Below are 19,346 nucleotides of genomic sequence, written 5' to 3' on the forward strand. Positions count from 1 at the left end.
TCTAATTGAGCTGGTTTTTTATTTTATTTAAAGTGATACATTGAGTTATAGAGGTTAGTAATCTCACGGGTGATATTTTGGCTAATTTTTGAGGTTACTCCACCTTCTTTAATCGTTGTTTGTGGGACCATGACACCGATAGAAATTTGGGGATTTTCTGTTGGAGCATAGGCAACAACGTTATTCACTGTTACTGGAACACCCTTGTAGGTCACTTCGGCAGTACCTGTTTTAGCAGAAATTGAAACTTGAGCACCTTGTGAAGGACGCATATAGTAACCTGTAGCACCGATTTGTCCATTTACAAAATCATTCCCGTGAACAACTTGATACATCCCGTTATGTAGGACATCCATATTTTCTGGTGTGATATTCACTTTGTCCATGATTTTAGGGGTGATATTTTTAACGAGTTTACCCATGCCACCTTCAGAGTTAGTTTCATAGATACCCTCTACAATATGTGGTGCTAAACGTTCGCCATTATTCGCTAAAGTCATACCATAAGTTGCAAGTTGCAGCGGCGTGTAGGTATCAAACTGTCCGAAGGATTCCATGAGCAAGTCAGAAACCGTTATTTTATCTGCAGCTGTAATATAGCCTGGCGTTTCTCCAGGAATATCAAAACCTGTTAAGGTTCCCATTCCATAAGAAGCAAAGGCCTCACGTAGCTTTTTGAAAGCAGCTACACGGTCTGTACCATCGACAGCCATGTTAGGGACATAAGGCTGCCCAAGCATCTTGAGTGCTATTTGAACCATGTACGTATTAGATGAATATTCTAAGGCTTGGACAGCAGTGATTGGAAGAGCTCCATTGGTAAACCATGATTCGATCAAACTTGATCCTGCTATCTGGATAGGCATATCATTAAGAATTTGATTGCCAGCTATAACATTGGCGTTCCAGCCTGCGGTCAGCGTTGCTGGCTTAACAACCGATCCTGGCACAAAAGCAGATTGGAATGTTCCATTGGCGTTACTCTCCATTGCTCCTGTTTCTTCATCACGGTGGATACCAGACAAAGCCAGGACTGCGCCTGTCTTAGAATCCAAAACAACAGCATAGGCCCCTGTAGAATAAGTACCAAAACCATCGGCAATCATATTGTTCATTTCGGTTTCTAAAATCTTATCAACAGCATTTTGGAATTTTAAATCAACCGTAAGTTTGAGATTATCTCCCTTACTTCCTTTTTGCTTCACTTCCGTTCCGGTCACATTTCCTTGTTTATCTGTCAACACATTACTAATCGTATGCGTTCCCTGCAAGTACTTTTCATAACCTTGCTCTAAAAAGGCAGTCCCGACACGATCATTCCGTTGGAAACCTTCTTTAAGATATTCCTCTAGTAGCTCTTCTGGAACACCTTGCTTCTGAGTCGTTACTGTACCCAATATAGGTTTAAGCGCTGTATCTGCATATTTGCGGTTCCAGCTGGTTCCTACAGAAATACCCTGTAGTTCACCTTCATGTTCTCCAATATAGGCTTGTTGCTCCGCTGTAAGGTTACTTGTTGTAATAATCGTTGTATTAAAGATGGTAGTCGAATTCATCTCTTTAAAGAGCTTAACCGCAAACATTTGCTGCTCATTAAAATTGATATCAGCATCCGTTACCTTACTAAGTTGGACATTATAAATTTCAGAGCCCGAAAGCGAGTTGCCCTTTTCATCTGTTTTTTCTTCTTTGGTTAGACTTTTAGCAATTTTCTCCAGATTATTGGCATCAGCCAAGAAATAGTCTTTTTTATCTCGCTCGGTAATTTGTCTAAAATCATTATCCAAAGTCAAGACACTGGCGAGTCGATCCGCAATTTTGCGCATATCATCTGCTGTCGTATTTTGCCCGCGCGTGTACTCGATTGCTTCAACAGGTTCTGTTGTTGCTAAGGGAACACCTTTCGCGTCATAAATATTCCCACGTGGTGCACCTTGAACAATTTGTAACGAGCCTGCACCACCTGCTTGTTTGCTTTCATAAAAGCTTTGATTCATGATTTGCATATGGTACAGCTTACCAATCAGAACCAAAAAGAGAACCGTGATGACAAAAAAGAGAAGCTTAACGCGCCCAGATGCCAGCATGGTTGGGTTTTTCAATAACTTACGTGTTTTATCTTTTTTTCCGTTTAATTCGTTTCGTGTTTTTCTTTTTTCTGACATGGAACCCTATCCTAATTTTAACTCGTCATATTTATACCTAAACATTTTACCACATTAAGCTGTATTTTACCTTACATTTTTTAAAGAAAAGAAAAAACCTGCTTGATGCAGGTTTTATCGTATTAATTACGCTTGTTTTGGTGCAAGGTAGTATTCCTTAACAAGGTTCAAATTATCATCAAATTCGAACACGAGTGGTGGGAAGTTAGGGATTTCAACATCCATGATTTCATCATCTGAAAGTTGTTTGATATGTTTTACCAATGCGCGGATTGAGTTACCGTGCGCACCAACAAATACGTTTTTACCATCTTTCAAAGCTGGAGCGATTTGATCTTCCCAGAATGGCAATGAACGTTCAAGTGTAACTTTGAGGTTTTCAGCATCAGGAATAAGGCTGTCTTCAAGGTTAGCATAACGACGGTCAGCATGTGCTGAGTATTCATCGTCACGTGGCATTGCTGGTGGCAACACATCATATGAACGACGCCAGATGTGAACTTGCTCATCACCGTGTTTTGCAGCAGCATCAGCCTTGTTCAAGCCAGTCAAACCACCGTAGTGACGTTCGTTCAAGCGCCAAGTTTTAACAACTGGTACCCAAAGTTGGTCAGAGTATTCAAGTGCATAGTTTGTAGTTTTAATCGCACGTTTCAATACAGAAGTGTAAGCAATATCAAATTCGATACCTGCAGCTTTGATGAGTTTACCTGCATCAATTGCTTGTTGTGTTCCGTTTTCTGAAAGGTCTACATCAGCCCAACCTGTGAAAAGGTTAGCCAAGTTCCATTCTGATTCACCGTGACGTGCAAAAACTAATTTTACCATTATGTGAGTTCTCCTATGTTAAATGTTTTACAAAATTTGTATACTGCTCTATTTTACACTAATTTTCGTATTTTTTCTAGCCCAGACTCTGAGGAGACTAAAACTTATAATTCTCAAAATAAACTTCCAAACTGCGCTTATAAGACTTAGCTGCATCTGTTAAAAGTTGCCCTTTTTGTTTAACCAAAATTAAGCTGTTTACATTGTCTCCATCCATTGGGATAACTGTGACATTATGTACACTTTCCTTATCAATAAATCCTAAACCTGTCGCATAAGCATCTGTACGTTCTAAGATACCATTTAATGTTGCGCGGTCGGTTACATTATAAATAAACGTATTTTCAAAAGTTTCTACGAGATCTTCTGAGTAATAGAGAAATTGTTCATTTTCTTGAGTAAAACGTACGCGGTCCAAAGCTTTTAAATCACTTGTTTTGATACTTTCTTTACGTGTCAAAGGATGATTTTTGCGCAAATAAATATGCGTTTGTGAAATAAAAAGCTCTTCATAATCTAGCTCCAGCTTATCCAACATACGTAAGATACCTGAACGATTATGCTTATTCAAGTACACAACACCAAGCTCGCTATGACCTTGAGCCACTTCTTGCAAAATATTATAAGTTGTTGATTCAAAGACGCGGAAATTCTTGATTTCCGGATTTTTCTTTGAAAATTCAACACCTACGGGTGCAAGAAAGTCATAGTGCTGACTTGCAACTGAAAAATGACGCTCTGCTTCTTTTGGCTTAGCGTATTTCGACTCAAAAGCTTCAAAGTCTCGTAAAATCCCTTGAGCTTGCTCATAAAAACGCTCGCCTTCAATCGTCAAGCTAGCTCCTGTATTCGTCCGTTCAAAAATTTGGAAATTAAGCTCTTGCTCCAAATCCTTCACCGCAATTGACATGGAAGGCTGACTCACAAAGAGCTGCTCACTGGCCTCACGAAAGGTTCCACTGTTAGCGATTGCCACAACATAACGAAGCTGTTTGATGTTCATTTTTGCACTCCTTGATATTTCTTTAGCACTAATTAATAAGTATTGTATACGGGAACTCTTCTCACTCTCCCTTTTTGGTTTCATATTAGAGATGAGATCCGCCACCGCATAAAAAAAAGCCTGTAGTTCAATTATACACTATTGACTAGGCTTTTTATTTTATTTTATGATTTAGTTTGCTCTTTTTTCGACATCGGCACGCTTCCAAAGCACACATTGGTATTTTTCGCACCAGAAGACATCTTCTTCTTTTTTCTTCACATGGCTAAGCTGAAAAATAAAGAGATCATCTACTTTAGTTCCCAGAATTTCAGCCAATTTAAAAGCAAGCAGAAGTTCGGGATCGTATTTATCATTTTCGATAGCATTGACGGTTTGTCGACTCACGTGAGCGATGCGTGCCAAATCTTCCTGAGAAAGTTTTTGAGCTTGTCTAAATTCACGAATTCTGTTTTCCATGCTTCCTCCTGATGATTTTGTTAAATCTGTGTTACTTTTACTATTTAATCATCTTTTGAGGCTTTTTGCAATATTTTTTTCCCAAAAATCACTGATACCTAAGCGTTTTTCTCGTCTTTTACACAAACCAAACGATAGATGGCATCTGTGTAGATTTCAATAGCTTTATAAAGTTCTTCAAGTTTCATATGCTCATCTGTTTGGTGCATAGTAAATGCAGAATCAGGGAAAAGAGCCCCATAAGCTACACCGCGTTTCATTAATCGCCCATATGTTCCACCACCTACTGTTTGTGGTGGACTGTCATCACCCGTGTGTTCGCGATAAGTACTCAAAAGCACTTGCACTAGCGGATCTTCTGGTGAAAGATAGTGCGGTTGGTAGTTAATAAGCGCACTAATGCTTACTTTCTGTATAAAAGCAGTCAAATGCTTGCCAAGTCGTTCTTGGATATCTTGCTCTGTCAAACCTTTCGGGTGACGGATATTGAGTGCAATCTTATTTTCCTGTCCATCCTCTGCAAAGTGAAAGACAGAAGGATTAACCGACAGTTTACCCATGTCCTCATCCTCATAAGCAATTCCAATACTCTTTCCTTCAAAATCTTGGTGAAGCTTCTGACCAGCCACTTCTAGAAACTTTTGTGCATCTGCTCCAAAATCATATGCAGCAAGGAACTTGGCTAAATATGTTGCAGCATTTTCTCCAACTTCTGGTGTGGAACTGTGTGCTGACTTCCCTTTAATTTGTAAGGAAGTTTTTGCTCCTGTTTTCGCAAATCTTCCTTCTAGCCTGTTCTTCTTCAGGTATTTTTCAAAATCGACTTTCAAGTCGAGAGGACTCGTAAGCAAAGCCTGGGCCTCTTCTGGCACACAGTTTTCTTGTATGCCGCTCCTAAAATCATGAAGAACAAAGTCACCGTCATTTTTATGTCCAAAGTGCAGATACTCGGTAAGATTGCTTTTTTCACCATTTACTACAGGAAAGCGTGCATCTGGCGAGAAGCCGAAATCTGGCAATTGTACTTTGGGAAGGTAATAAGCCATATCCTTCCAACCACTCTCCTCATCTGTTCCAATAATAAAGTTTACCTTTTTATAGAAAGAAACACCGACCTCTTTCAAAATTTTCAGAGCATAATAGGCAGCCAGTGCGGGGCCTTTATTATCTAGAACACCGCGAGCATACAACCGTCCTTCTCTAAGTGTTGGTTCATAAGGAGGAGTTGTCCAGCCTTGACCTGCTGGAACAACATCAGCATGAACAAAAATCCCCAATGTTTCTTGACCATGACCATAATGTACTTCTCCAACATAATTATCAAAATTTGCTGTTTTGAAACCATCTTTGTGGGCAATCTTTAGAAACTCCAACATAGCAAGACTCGGTCCTGGACCAAAAGGAAATTCTTCGTTAGCCTCTTCATCATTTCGCTCAGAGTTTATTTTTAGTAACGCAATAAGATCTTGTAAAAATACCTCTTTACGTTTTTCTACTTCACTTTTAAAATCAATCGTCATGCACTGTCCCCCAGTTTACATTATTTGTGTGTCACACTCTTCGCCCATGTGTCGCCAATAACCTGAACCAAAAGGACCAAAATCAGGATAAGTAAGGTTGCCAAGAAGGTCACATCATTAGAAAAGCGATTGTAGCCGTATGCGATGGCTGTGTTCCCTAATCCTCCTGCTCCAATCGCACCCGCCATAGCTGTTAAACCAATCAAGGAAATAATCGTAACGGTAGATACCCGAATCAAACTACCAAGTTCTTCACGAAGATAAACTGTAAAGACAATATCCCAGAAATTAGCGCCTACAGTCTGTGCTGCTTCAACCGTCCCTTTATTTACACTTTCTAAAGCAACTTGAACTTGACGTGCATAAAAAGGAAAGACACCAAGTGTCAATGGGACCAAAGCTGCTGTTGTTCCAATCTGTGTACCCACAATTTTTTGAGTGACAGGAGCAATAATAGCAAGTAAAACAATAAAAGGTACAGCGCGGAAAATAGATGTAAACTTATCCAAAAATGAGTAAAGCCCACGATGGGGTGTAATTCCTCCTTCGTTAGTCACAACAAGAGCGACACCAAATACCAATCCGAGAATCCCCCCAAAAAGCCCTGACCAAAAAACCATAAAGAGTGTTTCTGTGATTGAAGTGACCCAACCTGTATCTCCGTGTAAACCTAAAGCTACAACATTTGGAAAATGTTCTGTAAACCATGCTGTCATCTATTTCACCTGCGCTTTCAATACTGTAAACTCAATATTTTGGCCTGCCAAATATTCTTTAGCAGCCAAACGATTTTCTTCTGTTCCTTTTAGAGACACAACTAAGGAACCAAAACGTGTATTTTGTAAAACCTCAACATTTCCATAGAAGATGTTCGTTGAAACATCAAATTTACGGGTAATTTCTGACATAGCCGGCTCTCCTGATTGATTGCCATAATAAGACAAATAGATCAGTTCTTCATCGTCTGCCAAATCACTGAATGTGTCATTTTCAGTCAATGAATGAATGAAACGTGAAACATTGGAGGTTGTATCAATGAATTGTTGTGTCAGTTGCTCTTGAGGATGGGCAAAGATTTCTAAAAGATTATTTTGCTCAATCACCTCGCCATTTTGCATCACTGCAACTTTATTGGCGATTTCTTTTACCACATGCATTTCATGAGTAATTAAAACGATAGTGAGACCCAGACGTTTTTGGAGATCCTTCAACAAGTCCAAAATCTGATTGGTCGTTTTTGGATCCAAGGCGGATGTCCCCTCATCGGAGATTAAAATTTCTGGGTCATTCGCCAAGGCACGCGCAATAGCTACACGTTGCTTTTGTCCGCCTGATAATTGGGCTGGGTACTTTTCTTCAAACTCTGATAAACTGACAAGATTAAGCAATTCACGGATTTTTTCTTCCTTCTGTTTATCAGATAAAGGGCTATGTAAAAGTGCAAATTCGATATTTTCAAAAACCGTTTTTTCATTAAGGAGATTGAAATGTTGGAAAATCATTCCTATTTTTTGACGTTCTTTACGGAGCTCTGCTGGCTTAATTTTAGCTTGATCCTTACCATCAGATCCCGCTTTAAAAAGAACTTTACCGTTAATTTTCACCTCACCAGCACTTGGTTTTTGCAGAAGATTAATCGTACGGACAATCGTTGACTTGCCAGCACCCGAGTAGCCGATAATTCCAAAAATATCGCCTTTTTCGATATGGATTGTTGTATCTTTTACTGCATCCACCTTATTTTTCTTGGTCTCATAGGAAACTCTGATATTATTTAGTTCAATAATTGCCATCTTCTTCTCCATTATTTATGATTATTTCAATTTCAAATTCCAAGCAGGAATTGTTCCTTTTTCAGGGTACAATTTTGCAAATAATTCTTCTGTTTCTTTGGTTTGATAGGCTTTAACGACATCTTTATAAAGTTGGTTATCTTTATCGTCTTTTCGTGCCACAATAATGTTAATCCATTGTTTCGAATTTTCATCTAAAGGTTCTGTTGCAATAACTTCCTTGTTTGTCAAACCTGCGGGAACAGAAAAATCATTATTTACAACTGCTGCGTCGACTGAAGACAAAGCTGAAGCTGTTTGTGAGCCGTCCAATTCTTTGATCGTCAATTCTTTTGGATTTTCAGTAATATCCTTAACTGTTGCCAAGGCCCCAGCCTTTGTATCTAACTTAATCAAGCCAGCACTTTCTAAAACGTAAAGAGCACGACTTTCGTTAGAGGTATCATTAGGTACCGCAATAGTACCTTTATTAGGAATATCCTTCACATCTGTATGCTTCTTCGAATAAAGGCGAATTGGTGAAATTAAGATATCGCCAATAGGTTGTAAATCAGCATTATTGGCATCATTCCATTCTTTAAGGAAAGCGTAATGTTGGAACGCATTAATATCTACATCACCGTTAACTAAGGCTGTATTGGGTTGGTTATAGTCCGTGAAGCGGACAAATTTTAGATTAATACCATATTGATCTTTTGCTGTCTTCGCCACAGAGTCCCAGATCTCAGTACTCTCCTTTGAACCTGACATAATACCGACCTTAACGGTTTTATCCGCAGCAACATCCTTCTTGAAGAATGAGAAGTAGCCGATAAGTACGACAACGACGAGCGCTACAACAGTAATAATTTTATTTCTTGTTTTCTTTTTCATAATAAGTCTCCCCTTTATTAACAACAATAATAACAGTATAGTCAAAAGTAAAAAAAATAATCCGCCTCTATAAATAGAAACGAATTATCGTGGTACCATTCTAATTTCACGTAAAATACCAAAAAAGGATGTCTTACGTCTTGCTAATCATCTTTGGGAACAAGCAAGACTGTCCCAAAAATAATGTGTTCAATAACGAGAACCACTCCGTTAACAGTTTATTTAGAAAGTAAACTCACTGTTACACGATTTCTAGGCCATTTTCAAAGTTTCCGTTAGTCTTGCTCTCACTAGCTGCAAGCTCCCTGTGCTAACTTTCGCTTTTACTCTCCTAGTCGCTTTCTTTGCTTTTTGACTATGAATTTATTCTATCAAATTAATTTTAGGTTAGCTTTACAAATTTTTAATATCCACTTTTAAAATAATAAAACCCTCATCCAAAGATGAGGGTTAATGCGCTGCCAACATTTGTGGATAAGCCACTAATTGTTAGATGGAAAGTCCCTGAAGCTCTTTCCTAAGCGTCTTATTATAGATACATGATTTTGAACAAAGCGACAGCCGCAAGTGCTGCAAGGATAGGTGCTGTAACAGGTACCCATGAATACCACCATTTACTGTCCCCTTTGTTTTCACCTAAAATTGATTTTGGTAAAAGTGAGTGCAAGATACGTGGACCGAGGTCACGTGCTGGGTTTAAACCAGGACCTGTAGGACCTCCAAGTGAAGCAACCAATACAAGCACGAGGAAGCCAAGAACAACGTGGCTGATTGCTGCTGATGAAGCTGCACCTGATACTGATGCTGCGATTTGTCCAGTAACATCAGCACTCGTTACATCTGCACCTTGTTGAGATGCGTAGTTTGTCATCCAGTTGATTGACTCAACACCACGATAAAGTTTTGTTAAGCCCATCGCTCCAAAGAAGAGAACGAATGATCCAACAAACTCGTTCAAGAAACCATTAACCAAGGCACCTGTATGTGTAGTGATTGTGCCATCATCAACGTTATCGATTGTTGAGAAAGTTCCTAAAATAGCATTTGGATTTTCTGTTTTGAGATAGTAAGGGCGATAAACCATTACAACGATCAACTGACCAAACATCGCTCCAAGAAGTTGCGCAAGAATATAGAATGGCACTTGTGCCCAAGGGAAAAATCCTGATGCTGCAAGTCCAAGTGTAAAGGCTGGGTTGATTTGAGCTGTGACATTCCCTAAAGCTACGGCTGGCAACATTACACCAAGTCCGTAACCCCAAGCGATAATCAACCAAGATTGACCAAAGGCTTTTGTACCTTTAAGTTCAACGTTCGCTACGGCACCATTACCCAAGATAAGCAAAAGGGCAGTACCAATAAATTCAGTGAGATATTTCACTGTCCATGAATAGTCCATGAATTCCTCCAAGTAATAAAAATTAATGACAAAATAAAAACGAGATTAACTAATGTTAAACTCTTTTGTTATACATAGACATTATAGCACGTTTTTTTTATTTTGGCTAAAAAGATGTGAAATCTTGAACAGAAAATTTATTGAGCAAGAAAAATGAGAGAAAACGGCTCTATGTAAGCGATTGCTATAGTCTTTAAAATTAAAAAACAACACTATTTATAAAAGAAAAAAGACTGAATTCAGTCTTTTTAGCTAATATAATCCTCAAAATATTCTGAGTTGTAGACCATAATCCTGTTATCAATAATATCAATAATTTCTTCCGTTTTGAGATCTCGGATGATGCGGTTCACACTATTGCGTGTTGATATGCCACAAAAACCAGCGATGTCCTCATTTGTCACCGGAAAATCAATCAGAATTCCGTTTCTTTTCTTTATCCCAAATTCGTTAATTAAGCTATTAATGCAGGCACAAACTGCACCTTTTTTCCCATTGATTGTCATCTTTTGCAAGAGCTCTAAGTTCATGGCTAATCTTCTTTGATAAAAGTCATCAACGATACGGAACAAGGTTAAGTCACTCATCACCCATTTCCAAAACTCTTGACGTTGTACACGATAAAAACTCGCTTCTTCTGATTCGACCCGTACATTGAAAAGCGCTGAGATACCATTTTCTTGCTTTTCTTCCAGCAAGGAAACAAAGTCTGGTTCTGTTACATAAGCAATATTAAACTCACGGCCATCTCTCATAATATTGCTGATTTTAGCTACACCTTCTTTAAGTATATACACGTAATCTGACTCAATACCTTGATACATCACATAACTATGCCGTCTTTGAGTCACAACATTTACTTCTTTTTCTTCCAGTAATCGCAGTAAATATTCTATAAATTCTTTTGTCATCTTCCTTTTTTATTCATCTACTCCTTTAATACAACAGTTATTATATCACCATTTAAACGTGTTTATTAAAATAATGGCTTCAATTTTATATTAAAGCTTTTCTACTCTCCTTACTTATTTTAAAAAAATGTACATACTTTGTCGCTAACATTTGTTACTCTTCGTCTTAAGAAGAATATTTTCTATGGCATTTCGCTCCCTGCGTATTATCGTTCTAATTTGCTAAAGCAAAAAGAACTTTAAGTTGCTCACAACTCGCTTCGCTCCCTGCGTATTATCGTTCTAATTTGCTAAAGCAAAAAGAACGATAATAAAAACATGCTTTTTAGCATGCTTTTAACATTTTATTCATCAACTTGAGTGATGGTACGGATATGGAAGGCAAATTTGCCATTGTCTGTAACCATAAAACCATTATTATCCACAACATGCTGAATGGCTTGATCCATGTTGTCGAACTCTTTTATAATACTGTGTGAATTTGCTTCCCCCATAAAGTTTGGTGTTGCTTTTTCCTCATATGAAGAAATCCCACTGAATTTGAATTTCATAATTATTCTCCTCTCTGTTTTGTTCTTCTTTACTCCTTCATTATAGCACTCTTTTTACCTACTGCTCAACCAAAGCCTTTTTCTTTTTCAATTTTTGCTTCTTCACGTAAGATATATGCCAAAGCGGCAAAGACTCTTTTCTGATATAATGGCTATAATAGTGTATCGAAAGGAAGATATTGCATGAAATTTAATCACTTTTCCATCGTTGAAAAAACCTTTGACGAACAGCTCATTGAGCTAGATCATCTCGGCTTTACTTGGTCTGTTTTTTGGGAAGAAAAGAAAATCCTTAAAAACTTTTTAATGGTTGCGCCTGTCGACAGTGAAAGCATTCAAGCAACACCTACAGCCTCTTTCCAAGAATTCCTAACTTCCGATGAAGTACTCACATGGAATATCTTTTGGACGGTAAGTTTACAATTACTAGGTTTTGTGCCAAATTTTGAGTTTCAAGTGGACCAAGCAGAAGCTTTTGCAAAATCTGTAAATTTACCGATGGTCGATGAGGAAGCGCTTCACAGTGAAAACCTCATCAGCGCGCTTTACCTCCTTCTTTGTAGCCGTCACAAAAACGGAATGTCATTGGTTGAACATTGGGTATCTGAAGGTTTGCTTCCTTTAAGCAATACCTATCACTTTTTCAATGATAAATCGCTCGCTACTTTTGATACTGCAAACCTGATTCGTGAAACTGTCTGGGTTGAATCTCAAGTCGATACTTACAATACTGGAAAAAAAGATTTAATAAAAATTCAAATTATTCGTCCTGTATTCGAGGGGCAATTGCCAGCAGTCATGACTGCAAGTCCTTACCATCTGGGTATCAATGAAATCGCTAATGACAAACAATTGCACGACATGAATGTGTCTTTAGAAGAAAAAGCGCCTGGAAAAATCAAGGTTACAGCACAACTTCCTAATCTTCCAGACTACGAAAAAGAGCCTGCCCTAGAAGCTACTCCTGAAACGCCGACTCAAAAGTTCACGCACGGTTGGACTTATTCACTTAATGATTATTTCTTAGCACGTGGTTTTGCTTCACTTTATGTTGCCGGTGTCGGGACTCTGGATTCGGATGGTTTCCAAACTTCAGGTGATTACCAACAAATTTATAGTATGACCGCTGCGATTGACTGGCTCAATGGTCGAGCGCGTGCTTTCTCTTCCCGCAAGAGAACACAAGAAGTGACTGCGGATTGGGCCAATGGTAAAGTTGCGATGACGGGTAAATCCTACTTGGGTACAATGGCTTATGGTGCAGCAACTACCGGCATTGATGGTCTAGAAGTAATTTTAGCCGAAGCAGGCATCACCTCTTGGTACTCTTATTATCGTGAAAACGGTTTGGTGCGCTCACCTGGTGGCTATCCCGGCGAAGATTTAGACGTTTTGGCAGCATTGACTTATTCACGTAATCTTCAGGGCGCTGACTTCCTCGCGCATAATGCGCAATATGAAGCTCACCTTTCGCAAATGCTTGAGGCTCTGGAGCGTTCAACGGGCGATTATAACCAATATTGGCACGACAGGAATTATTTACCTCATGCAAAAAACACCAAGGCAGATGTTCTGATTGTGCATGGTTTACAAGACTGGAATGTTACACCAGATCAAGCCTATCATTTTTGGCAAACTCTGCCAAAAGAAACGGTTAAACACGCCTTCTTACACCGCGGCGCCCATATTTATATGAACAATTGGCAGTCTATCGACTTTAGCGAAACCATCAACAGTTATTTCACCGCTAAACTCTTAGACCGCAAGCTGACTTTGAGCTTACCTCCTCTTGTTTTGCAAGAAAATGGCAAGTCCCAAAGTTGGACAGGCGTAGACGACTGGGGCAGTACAGAGATCGCCAAATGGCCTCTTGGCAAGACGGCTGCTTCCATCCTCACGTTTGAAAATCATTATAACGAAGAAGTTTTCGAGGCCTACAGTAAAGATTTCCATAGTTTCAAAAAGGATTTGTATGAAGGCAAAGCCCAAGCAGCTGTAGTTGACTTAGAGGTTCCGACAGACATGATGGTAAACGGTCAAGTCGAACTGGACCTCAAAATCAAAGTCAACGACAGTAAGGCCCTTCTCTCTGCGCAACTTCTTGACTTTGGAAACAAGAAACGTCTCTCAGAAAACGCACAAACACTGGATCTGAAAGCTCTGGATCGTGGCCGTAATTTTATGTTAGAAAATCTGATGGAAATCCCTCTGGTGGATAGTCCTTATCAACTTATGACCAAAGGTTTCCTCAATCTGCAAAACCGTGAGGATTTGCTTACAATCAGTCCTGTCGAGGAAAACGAATGGATGACAGTAAATCTTAAATTACAGCCGACGCTTCACCAGCTGAAAAAAGGCGACAAGCTTCGTCTCTTGCTTTACAGTACAGATTTTGAACATACTGTACGTGATAACCGTGAGTTGACTTATGAAGTTGATCTTGGTGCTTCTAAGATTATCTTCCCAATTGACTCTAAATAACTGTAAAAAAGCGCCATCATTCTCGATGGCGCTTTTTTATTTTCTATAAATTAAGTTTTTTCTTTTTCATCAGTACAAGACTTGCACCTAGAAGTGTAACGATTCCTGAAACCAAAAGCCACAATCCGAGATTGTCCCCGACGATAGGAAGATTTGCTCTTGATTTATTGACCAGTTTTCCTGCATCAATGACACCAGTCACACCTTCTTCTACCGTGACCTCTTTTGGTGTTTCATCTAAAACATAACTGTTAGGTGCTTGCGTTTCGATAAAACGATAGCGTCCTGGGCCTGGTACACTTGTAGTAACACGACCATCAGCACCTGATTGGAGGTTTTCAGTCAAGAGTTCCCAAGTTTGACTTTCTGGATTATAAGCTTCAACCTTGAAGATGGCGTCGGCAAGTGCATTATTTTGCTCATCTACTTTGAGAAGTTGGATGGCGTTGCTCTGTACATTAGGACCTTCTACACGTCTATTCTCCAAAGTTCCAGCTTCAAAGATAGCTTGTTGACCTTCAACTACTGTAACTTCTTTTGGTGTCGTATCTAGGACATAGTTCGCTGGCGCTTGTGTTTCAATAAAGCGGTAGCGCCCATCTTCTTCTACGTCAAGTCTTACGAGACCATCCGCAGTCGATGTCAAGCCTGTCTCGATCGTTTCCCAAGTGCCATTGTTATAGAACTCTACCTTGAAGACCGCACCTGCGAGTGGGTTGTCTGCCTCATCCACTTTTTTCAGTTGGATAAGGGTTCTCATATGATTTTCAATCTCGCCAAAGTAGACCGGATTATCGTTTGTTCCGACACCCCCATCAACGATCGTCTGAACATTACTGATTGGGTTATCTGCCATGTCAAAACCGTCTGGTGCTTTTGTTTCGACAAAGCGGTAATCTCCAGGCTCACCGACCGATGTGTTGACGAAACCTTCTGCATTAGACGTTAGATTAGCAAGGTAAGTTTCCCAGCGATTGGTCTCTGGGTTACGTTTCTCTAATCTAAAGATAGCCCCCGCAACGCCTTGATCACGTTGGTCAACTTTTTTCAGCTGTACGGGATAAACCATCACAGGTGGTAAGATGGCTGCACCTTGAAGGTAACGGTTATAAATATTAACAGTCACATCATTATTACCAATAAGACCCGGGATAGTTACTTTGTAGGTCGGTTGTTGCCCTTCTGGTGTTGCTTGCGAGTCTCTTTCGACTTGAGCATTACCTTCAAAGTTACGCCCTTCAATCTCATAATTGTATTCCTTGATGGTGTATTCACCCGGTAGGAGGCCGGAGATTTTTTCATTTGTCGTTAACCCTGTCAGTTCTCCACGTTCTATACGAATCGGATCAAAATCAGGGTCATCATCCTTCGTTATCTCGATGTAGAAGTCTTCAGGGATTTGATTAAAAGTTACTCCTTCAAAATTCTTCGTCAAGTCGATCGAGCCTAAAGGCTCATAGTAGTTGTCAAAGCGGAAGACGATTTGGCTATCCTCACCTACCGTAACCGTGTGTGAAGTACTGCTGTCTTCGCCAGACTCACCCGCGTTAGCTGGGTTATCTAAATCAATAAAGCGCCAATGAGCCAATCTATGATTGTATCCTTCAACATCCATACCTGTTTCCGTGATTTCATAATCACCTAAAGGTATTTGAGCGAAGTTCACACCAGCTATAGCATCTGCATAGGAGAGCCTTCTTTCATAATAACCCTCTGCATTTAGGCTAAAGTTGAGTGACTCAAGAGTCGTTGCATCAGCACCACTAAATGTCTGCTTAGCTGTTATGGTCATTGCAAAGCTAGCCTTAGCCTGTGCTAAAGCTGCTGCATCCAAGCCATGGAAGACTTTTTGAACACGGAGCAGCTGGGTATCTGCGACTTGAGCATAGAGGTTTACAAAGCTAGCGATACCTGTTCCACCAGGTGGAACCGTTACTCGCTGGGTCGTTGCACCAGGAACATGGATATAATTATCTCCTGTAGTGTTGCTTTCAATATCTCCCCCTGTCTCGGTAACCATGTAAACACCTGGTTGCAAGTTCATAGGTTGTCCATTGGTATCCAAGAGTGTCAGAGTGACTCTACCATCATTAGCTATTGCTTGGTCAAGGACCGCTCCATCATTCAAATCAATCGTAGCCGTACCAACCGTTGTCGGCACTAAGCCAGTACTTATCACTTCAAAGTGTAATGGTGCGAGATTAAGAGAGCCATCTCTAAGAACTGCATCTAGAGTATTGATATCGATTTTCGTTCCATCTTGACCTTGGAAGATAAACTCTTTCTGGATTTGGACTTGCCCTTGATATTGCAGTTGGTAAGTTCCGTTATTACCGAGGGTATTGACAACGATATTATCCCCTGTAGCTCGCGTTGGATCTGGTGTAATACTTTGTGTGCTGACCCATCCATCAGAAGCTGTTGGGTTTTGGGTTTTGTTAACCACGCGATTGCCATCGACATTTTGATAGAAAGGATTATCCTCACTTGGCTCAAAAGTTGCAAAAGAGTCATTAGCCGTCGCTGGCATTATCCAATCGTTCGACCAGAAGTTTGCAGGTACACTTGCACGATCAGCATTAAAGTCTGTCAAAAGACGTGCCTCGTCCAATGCGACATCAAACTTAACTTGGATCGGTGTTTGGTCTCCCGATACAGTTGTGCTGCCATTATTTGCACTTACTGTCCGCATCGGTAAGAGCTCACTCGGAATCCCCCAATGCACAAACTGATCATTTTCTTGAAGATCACGTGTTCCTGTTTCTCCAATACCGTAATCTGTCTCAACAGTTGTATCACTGAGTGCTGTATTTACACTAAAGAAGACACGACTGATACTTTCAGCTGCACCAGATACTTCACTGTTTACTGTTGCCTGCTGGAAAGGATAGACTTCTACCCTTAGAGCGGCACCTGAAGGATTCGTAGCATCTAGATAATGACCATAGTTGTCTGCATAGTAGGTAAAACGACCGTTATTAAAAGTAGCACGAATCGCTACAACCTCAGCACTGCTTGGTGTCAAAGCAACACCGTCTGCTCCGTCTGCTCCACGTACATACTTCGCCAAAGTTTCATTAAAGTCCGTTGGTGCTGATGTCGAAGGACTAAAGGTGCCCTTATCTGCAAAGGTGATGTTCTTCACCGCAGTAAAGTTCATATAATCGCCAAGGACATCTGAGAAGTCAAGAGAGTCCGAACCTAAATCTCCCTCGGCTTCGCCATCGACGATTGGCTTGTTACTTGTTTCTTGGATACTGCTCGTGATATGTTGGAAGGCATCACGTAGGTCCTCGATATTGCTAGCCTCGAAGAAGTCATCTGCATAGGCAAGATCTGTCGACGTTGCGAGGCTAGACGTTGTATTCGCGATATTTACTGTACTTTGTGGTCTATCCCATCGGTAACCTCCAAAACTTTCACGGTATTGTGCCAAGAAGTTTCCTGTCGCACCACTGGCAAAGTTATTGAGCAATGTCGTCATCGACGGTGTTGTTACCGTTGGTCCTGGAAGATAGCTTGAATTTCCAGGTAAGAAACTATGACGGATATTTGGCAAAATCTTGTCTGTATTCGTCGGAATGGGATTTAAGGTCGCATTGATAAGATTTCTCTGTGACTCTGTCGGTTGAACACCTGTCGAGATGGTAAAGAAGCCTACATCTGCGGCTGGCTGACCTTCAGCCCCACTCGGTGCTGAGAAATACGCATCTAAAATTGTTGTTTTACGATAAGCCGCTGTCAAAGCAGTCATCACAGCAAGGCCTTGCTCACCGTAAGACCCATCCCCATAGAAAGGGCCTTGACCTGATGCGGCAGCATTATCAATACGATTTCCGTTTGGACCAAGTACAACAGGAGCAGACGAGTCAAAGGCATAGTCAGGACGTCCCATGGTCGGCTCACCATCTGTGAGTAATATCATGTTGGGACGGCGTGTGACGTTAGCTTCTTCTGTCACGTTGCCATCAGTATCTGTTACAGGTACATTAACCTGTTTGTTGCTTGCATTCTCTAGGATACGCGCCGACTCACGAATGCCCCATTGAGTTGGTGTTGAGCCAACGACTGGGATATTAGCGGCTGGGGGAGCTATTGCTCCTTCGCCTGCTGCTGTCGCATTCACATTAACGGAATCACCTGATGAAGCGAGGGTAAAGAAGTTCCCACTTCCATTTGGCGCATAACGGCCAAGATCCAAAACTTTTTGGACACGCGCATAACCACCTGTACGACCACCATAAGCAACAACGGATACACGGTTAAGTGGGTTAGCATCCTGTAAAATACCGATAGCTTCATTAAGCGCATCGACCAGCAATGCGATACGTGAGCGACCAGCTCCTGGGTCAATCTTCGTCATAGAGCCAGAAACGTCAATCGTAAAGACCGTATCCGCAGGAATCTGATAACCCTCGCGCGTTGGCACGCTTTGAGACAAGGCCGATAGTGTAACTTCAAAGTTAGTTGCCCCACCAAGCGTTCTTACCGTTTTATCTGTCCAGACGCGGCCATCATCGACAGCTGGAAGATTTGAGAAGATATTAGAGACATCATCGGTTGCAGGATCAGCTACCTTACTGCCTGAAATAACTGACCAAGGATAACCAGCCGTCGGCAAGACCGAACTCAGTCCCAGCCCACGTTCTCTTGGCGTTGTACCTCCTAGCGTAGCTGCTGCTTTCTCTGCTTTCTCCGTTTTCTCTGTTTCAGCTTCCGCTTTTTCCTTTTCGGTTGCCTTTAGTGGCACCGTTAAGACTTGATCTCCTAAAGTTACTTGAATCTCACCGTCTGTGATGCTCTCTTTAACGATTTGTAATTTTAGTGAGAAGTTACCTGTACTGGCTTTCGTCAAGCTTAGAACAACTTTATTGTCATCCACTTTATAAGTTGCCTCAGGTATTTCTCCAAGTCCTTCTTCTTGTTCTGTGGCAATAAAATCTGCCCCAGATAGAGTAATCTCTGTGTTTTCGGATGCTTCACTTTCTTTCACCTCGCCTTGGAGGGTAAGAAATTCTGGCTCTGCTTCATTATCCAGCTCAGCCACCGTAAGATTGACTCTTGGCGGTTCTCCCCCAAGGTCTAAGGTATCAGCTATCGCTCGAAGAGATGAACCTGGAAAAATCTGCGCTACAAGCAAAGCAATAGCAGCGATGTTCAATACTTTCGAGAGTAATTTACGCTTCATAAAACGAACTCCTTTGTAGTTTCGATACTTCAAGGGTATTTTTACACATTTTTACCCTATTGTATATTTTATATAACTTAAGTTTAACATAAGTTTACTTTTTATCAAATCCTTTTCTTTAAATACCCAAACAAACAATAAAGACACATTCGTAATCTTTTTGTATATTTTATTT

General features: G+C 40.6%; 13 protein-coding genes. 1 reads left to right on the forward strand and 12 read right to left on the reverse strand.

All coding sequences use genetic code 11. The annotated features are described in order from the left end of the window. Positions 1–23: 23 nt before the first annotated feature. The 11 genes from KJS37_RS02410 to KJS37_RS02460 all read right to left on the reverse strand — a co-directional run bounded on the left by KJS37_RS02410 (position 24) and on the right by KJS37_RS02460 (position 11,502). The gene (locus KJS37_RS02410) at positions 24–2,165 is read right to left on the reverse strand and encodes a penicillin-binding transpeptidase domain-containing protein (RefSeq protein ID WP_017368788.1); all 2,142 of its coding nucleotides are present in this window, start codon (positions 2,163–2,165) and stop codon (positions 24–26) included. Between the two features lie 126 nt (positions 2,166–2,291). Next, positions 2,292–2,993: a phosphoglycerate mutase gene (locus KJS37_RS02415; RefSeq protein ID WP_003133801.1), complete on the reverse strand. Its 702-nt coding sequence runs from the start codon at positions 2,991–2,993 to the stop codon at positions 2,292–2,294. A 97-nt stretch (positions 2,994–3,090) separates the two neighbouring features. After that, positions 3,091–3,996 (reverse strand): LysR family transcriptional regulator, encoded by a 906-nt coding sequence (locus tag KJS37_RS02420; protein WP_017368787.1) that lies wholly within the window; start codon positions 3,994–3,996, stop codon positions 3,091–3,093. A gap of 171 nt (positions 3,997–4,167) precedes the next feature. Then, positions 4,168–4,455 (reverse strand): helix-turn-helix transcriptional regulator, encoded by a 288-nt coding sequence (locus KJS37_RS02425; RefSeq protein WP_017368786.1) that lies wholly within the window; start codon positions 4,453–4,455, stop codon positions 4,168–4,170. Positions 4,456–4,553: 98 nt separating this feature from the next. Continuing rightward, the gene (gene pepV, locus KJS37_RS02430; RefSeq protein WP_213495764.1) at positions 4,554–5,975 is read right to left on the reverse strand and encodes a dipeptidase PepV; all 1,422 of its coding nucleotides are present in this window, start codon (positions 5,973–5,975) and stop codon (positions 4,554–4,556) included. Positions 5,976–5,995: 20 nt separating this feature from the next. Continuing rightward, positions 5,996–6,691, reverse strand: coding sequence for a methionine ABC transporter permease (locus KJS37_RS02435; protein WP_213495766.1), 696 nt, complete (start codon positions 6,689–6,691; stop codon positions 5,996–5,998). Beyond that, the gene (locus KJS37_RS02440; protein ID WP_213495768.1) at positions 6,692–7,768 is read right to left on the reverse strand and encodes a methionine ABC transporter ATP-binding protein; all 1,077 of its coding nucleotides are present in this window, start codon (positions 7,766–7,768) and stop codon (positions 6,692–6,694) included. It abuts the gene before it with no gap. A gap of 21 nt (positions 7,769–7,789) precedes the next feature. Beyond that, positions 7,790–8,641: a MetQ/NlpA family ABC transporter substrate-binding protein gene (locus tag KJS37_RS02445; protein WP_096368767.1), complete on the reverse strand. Its 852-nt coding sequence runs from the start codon at positions 8,639–8,641 to the stop codon at positions 7,790–7,792. Between the two features lie 529 nt (positions 8,642–9,170). Continuing rightward, a complete protein-coding gene (gene gla, locus KJS37_RS02450; RefSeq protein WP_003133793.1) occupies positions 9,171–10,040 on the reverse strand; it encodes an aquaglyceroporin Gla in 870 nt (289 codons plus the stop codon). A 248-nt stretch (positions 10,041–10,288) separates the two neighbouring features. Continuing rightward, on the reverse strand, positions 10,289–10,951 hold the full coding sequence (locus KJS37_RS02455; protein WP_019335976.1) for a Crp/Fnr family transcriptional regulator: 663 nt from the start codon (positions 10,949–10,951) through the stop codon (positions 10,289–10,291). Positions 10,952–11,295: 344 nt separating this feature from the next. Then, positions 11,296–11,502, reverse strand: a complete 207-nt coding sequence (locus tag KJS37_RS02460; protein ID WP_213495770.1) for a hypothetical protein — start codon at positions 11,500–11,502, stop codon at positions 11,296–11,298. 183 nt (positions 11,503–11,685) lie between these two features. On the opposite strand from KJS37_RS02460, the gene KJS37_RS02465 reads away from it, so the two are divergent. Then, positions 11,686–13,983, forward strand: coding sequence for a Xaa-Pro dipeptidyl-peptidase (locus KJS37_RS02465; protein ID WP_213495772.1), 2,298 nt, complete (start codon positions 11,686–11,688; stop codon positions 13,981–13,983). A 43-nt stretch (positions 13,984–14,026) separates the two neighbouring features. Here the strand turns inward: KJS37_RS02465 and KJS37_RS02470 are convergent, their stop codons facing one another. Continuing rightward, entirely contained in the window at positions 14,027–19,171 is a 5,145-nt protein-coding gene (locus KJS37_RS02470; RefSeq protein WP_213495775.1) for a vWA domain-containing protein, read from the reverse strand. Positions 19,172–19,346: the final 175 nt, after the last annotated feature.

This window comes from Lactococcus formosensis (assembly GCF_018403745.1).
In the GTDB taxonomy this organism is placed as follows: Bacteria; Bacillota; Bacilli; order Lactobacillales; family Streptococcaceae; genus Lactococcus; species Lactococcus formosensis.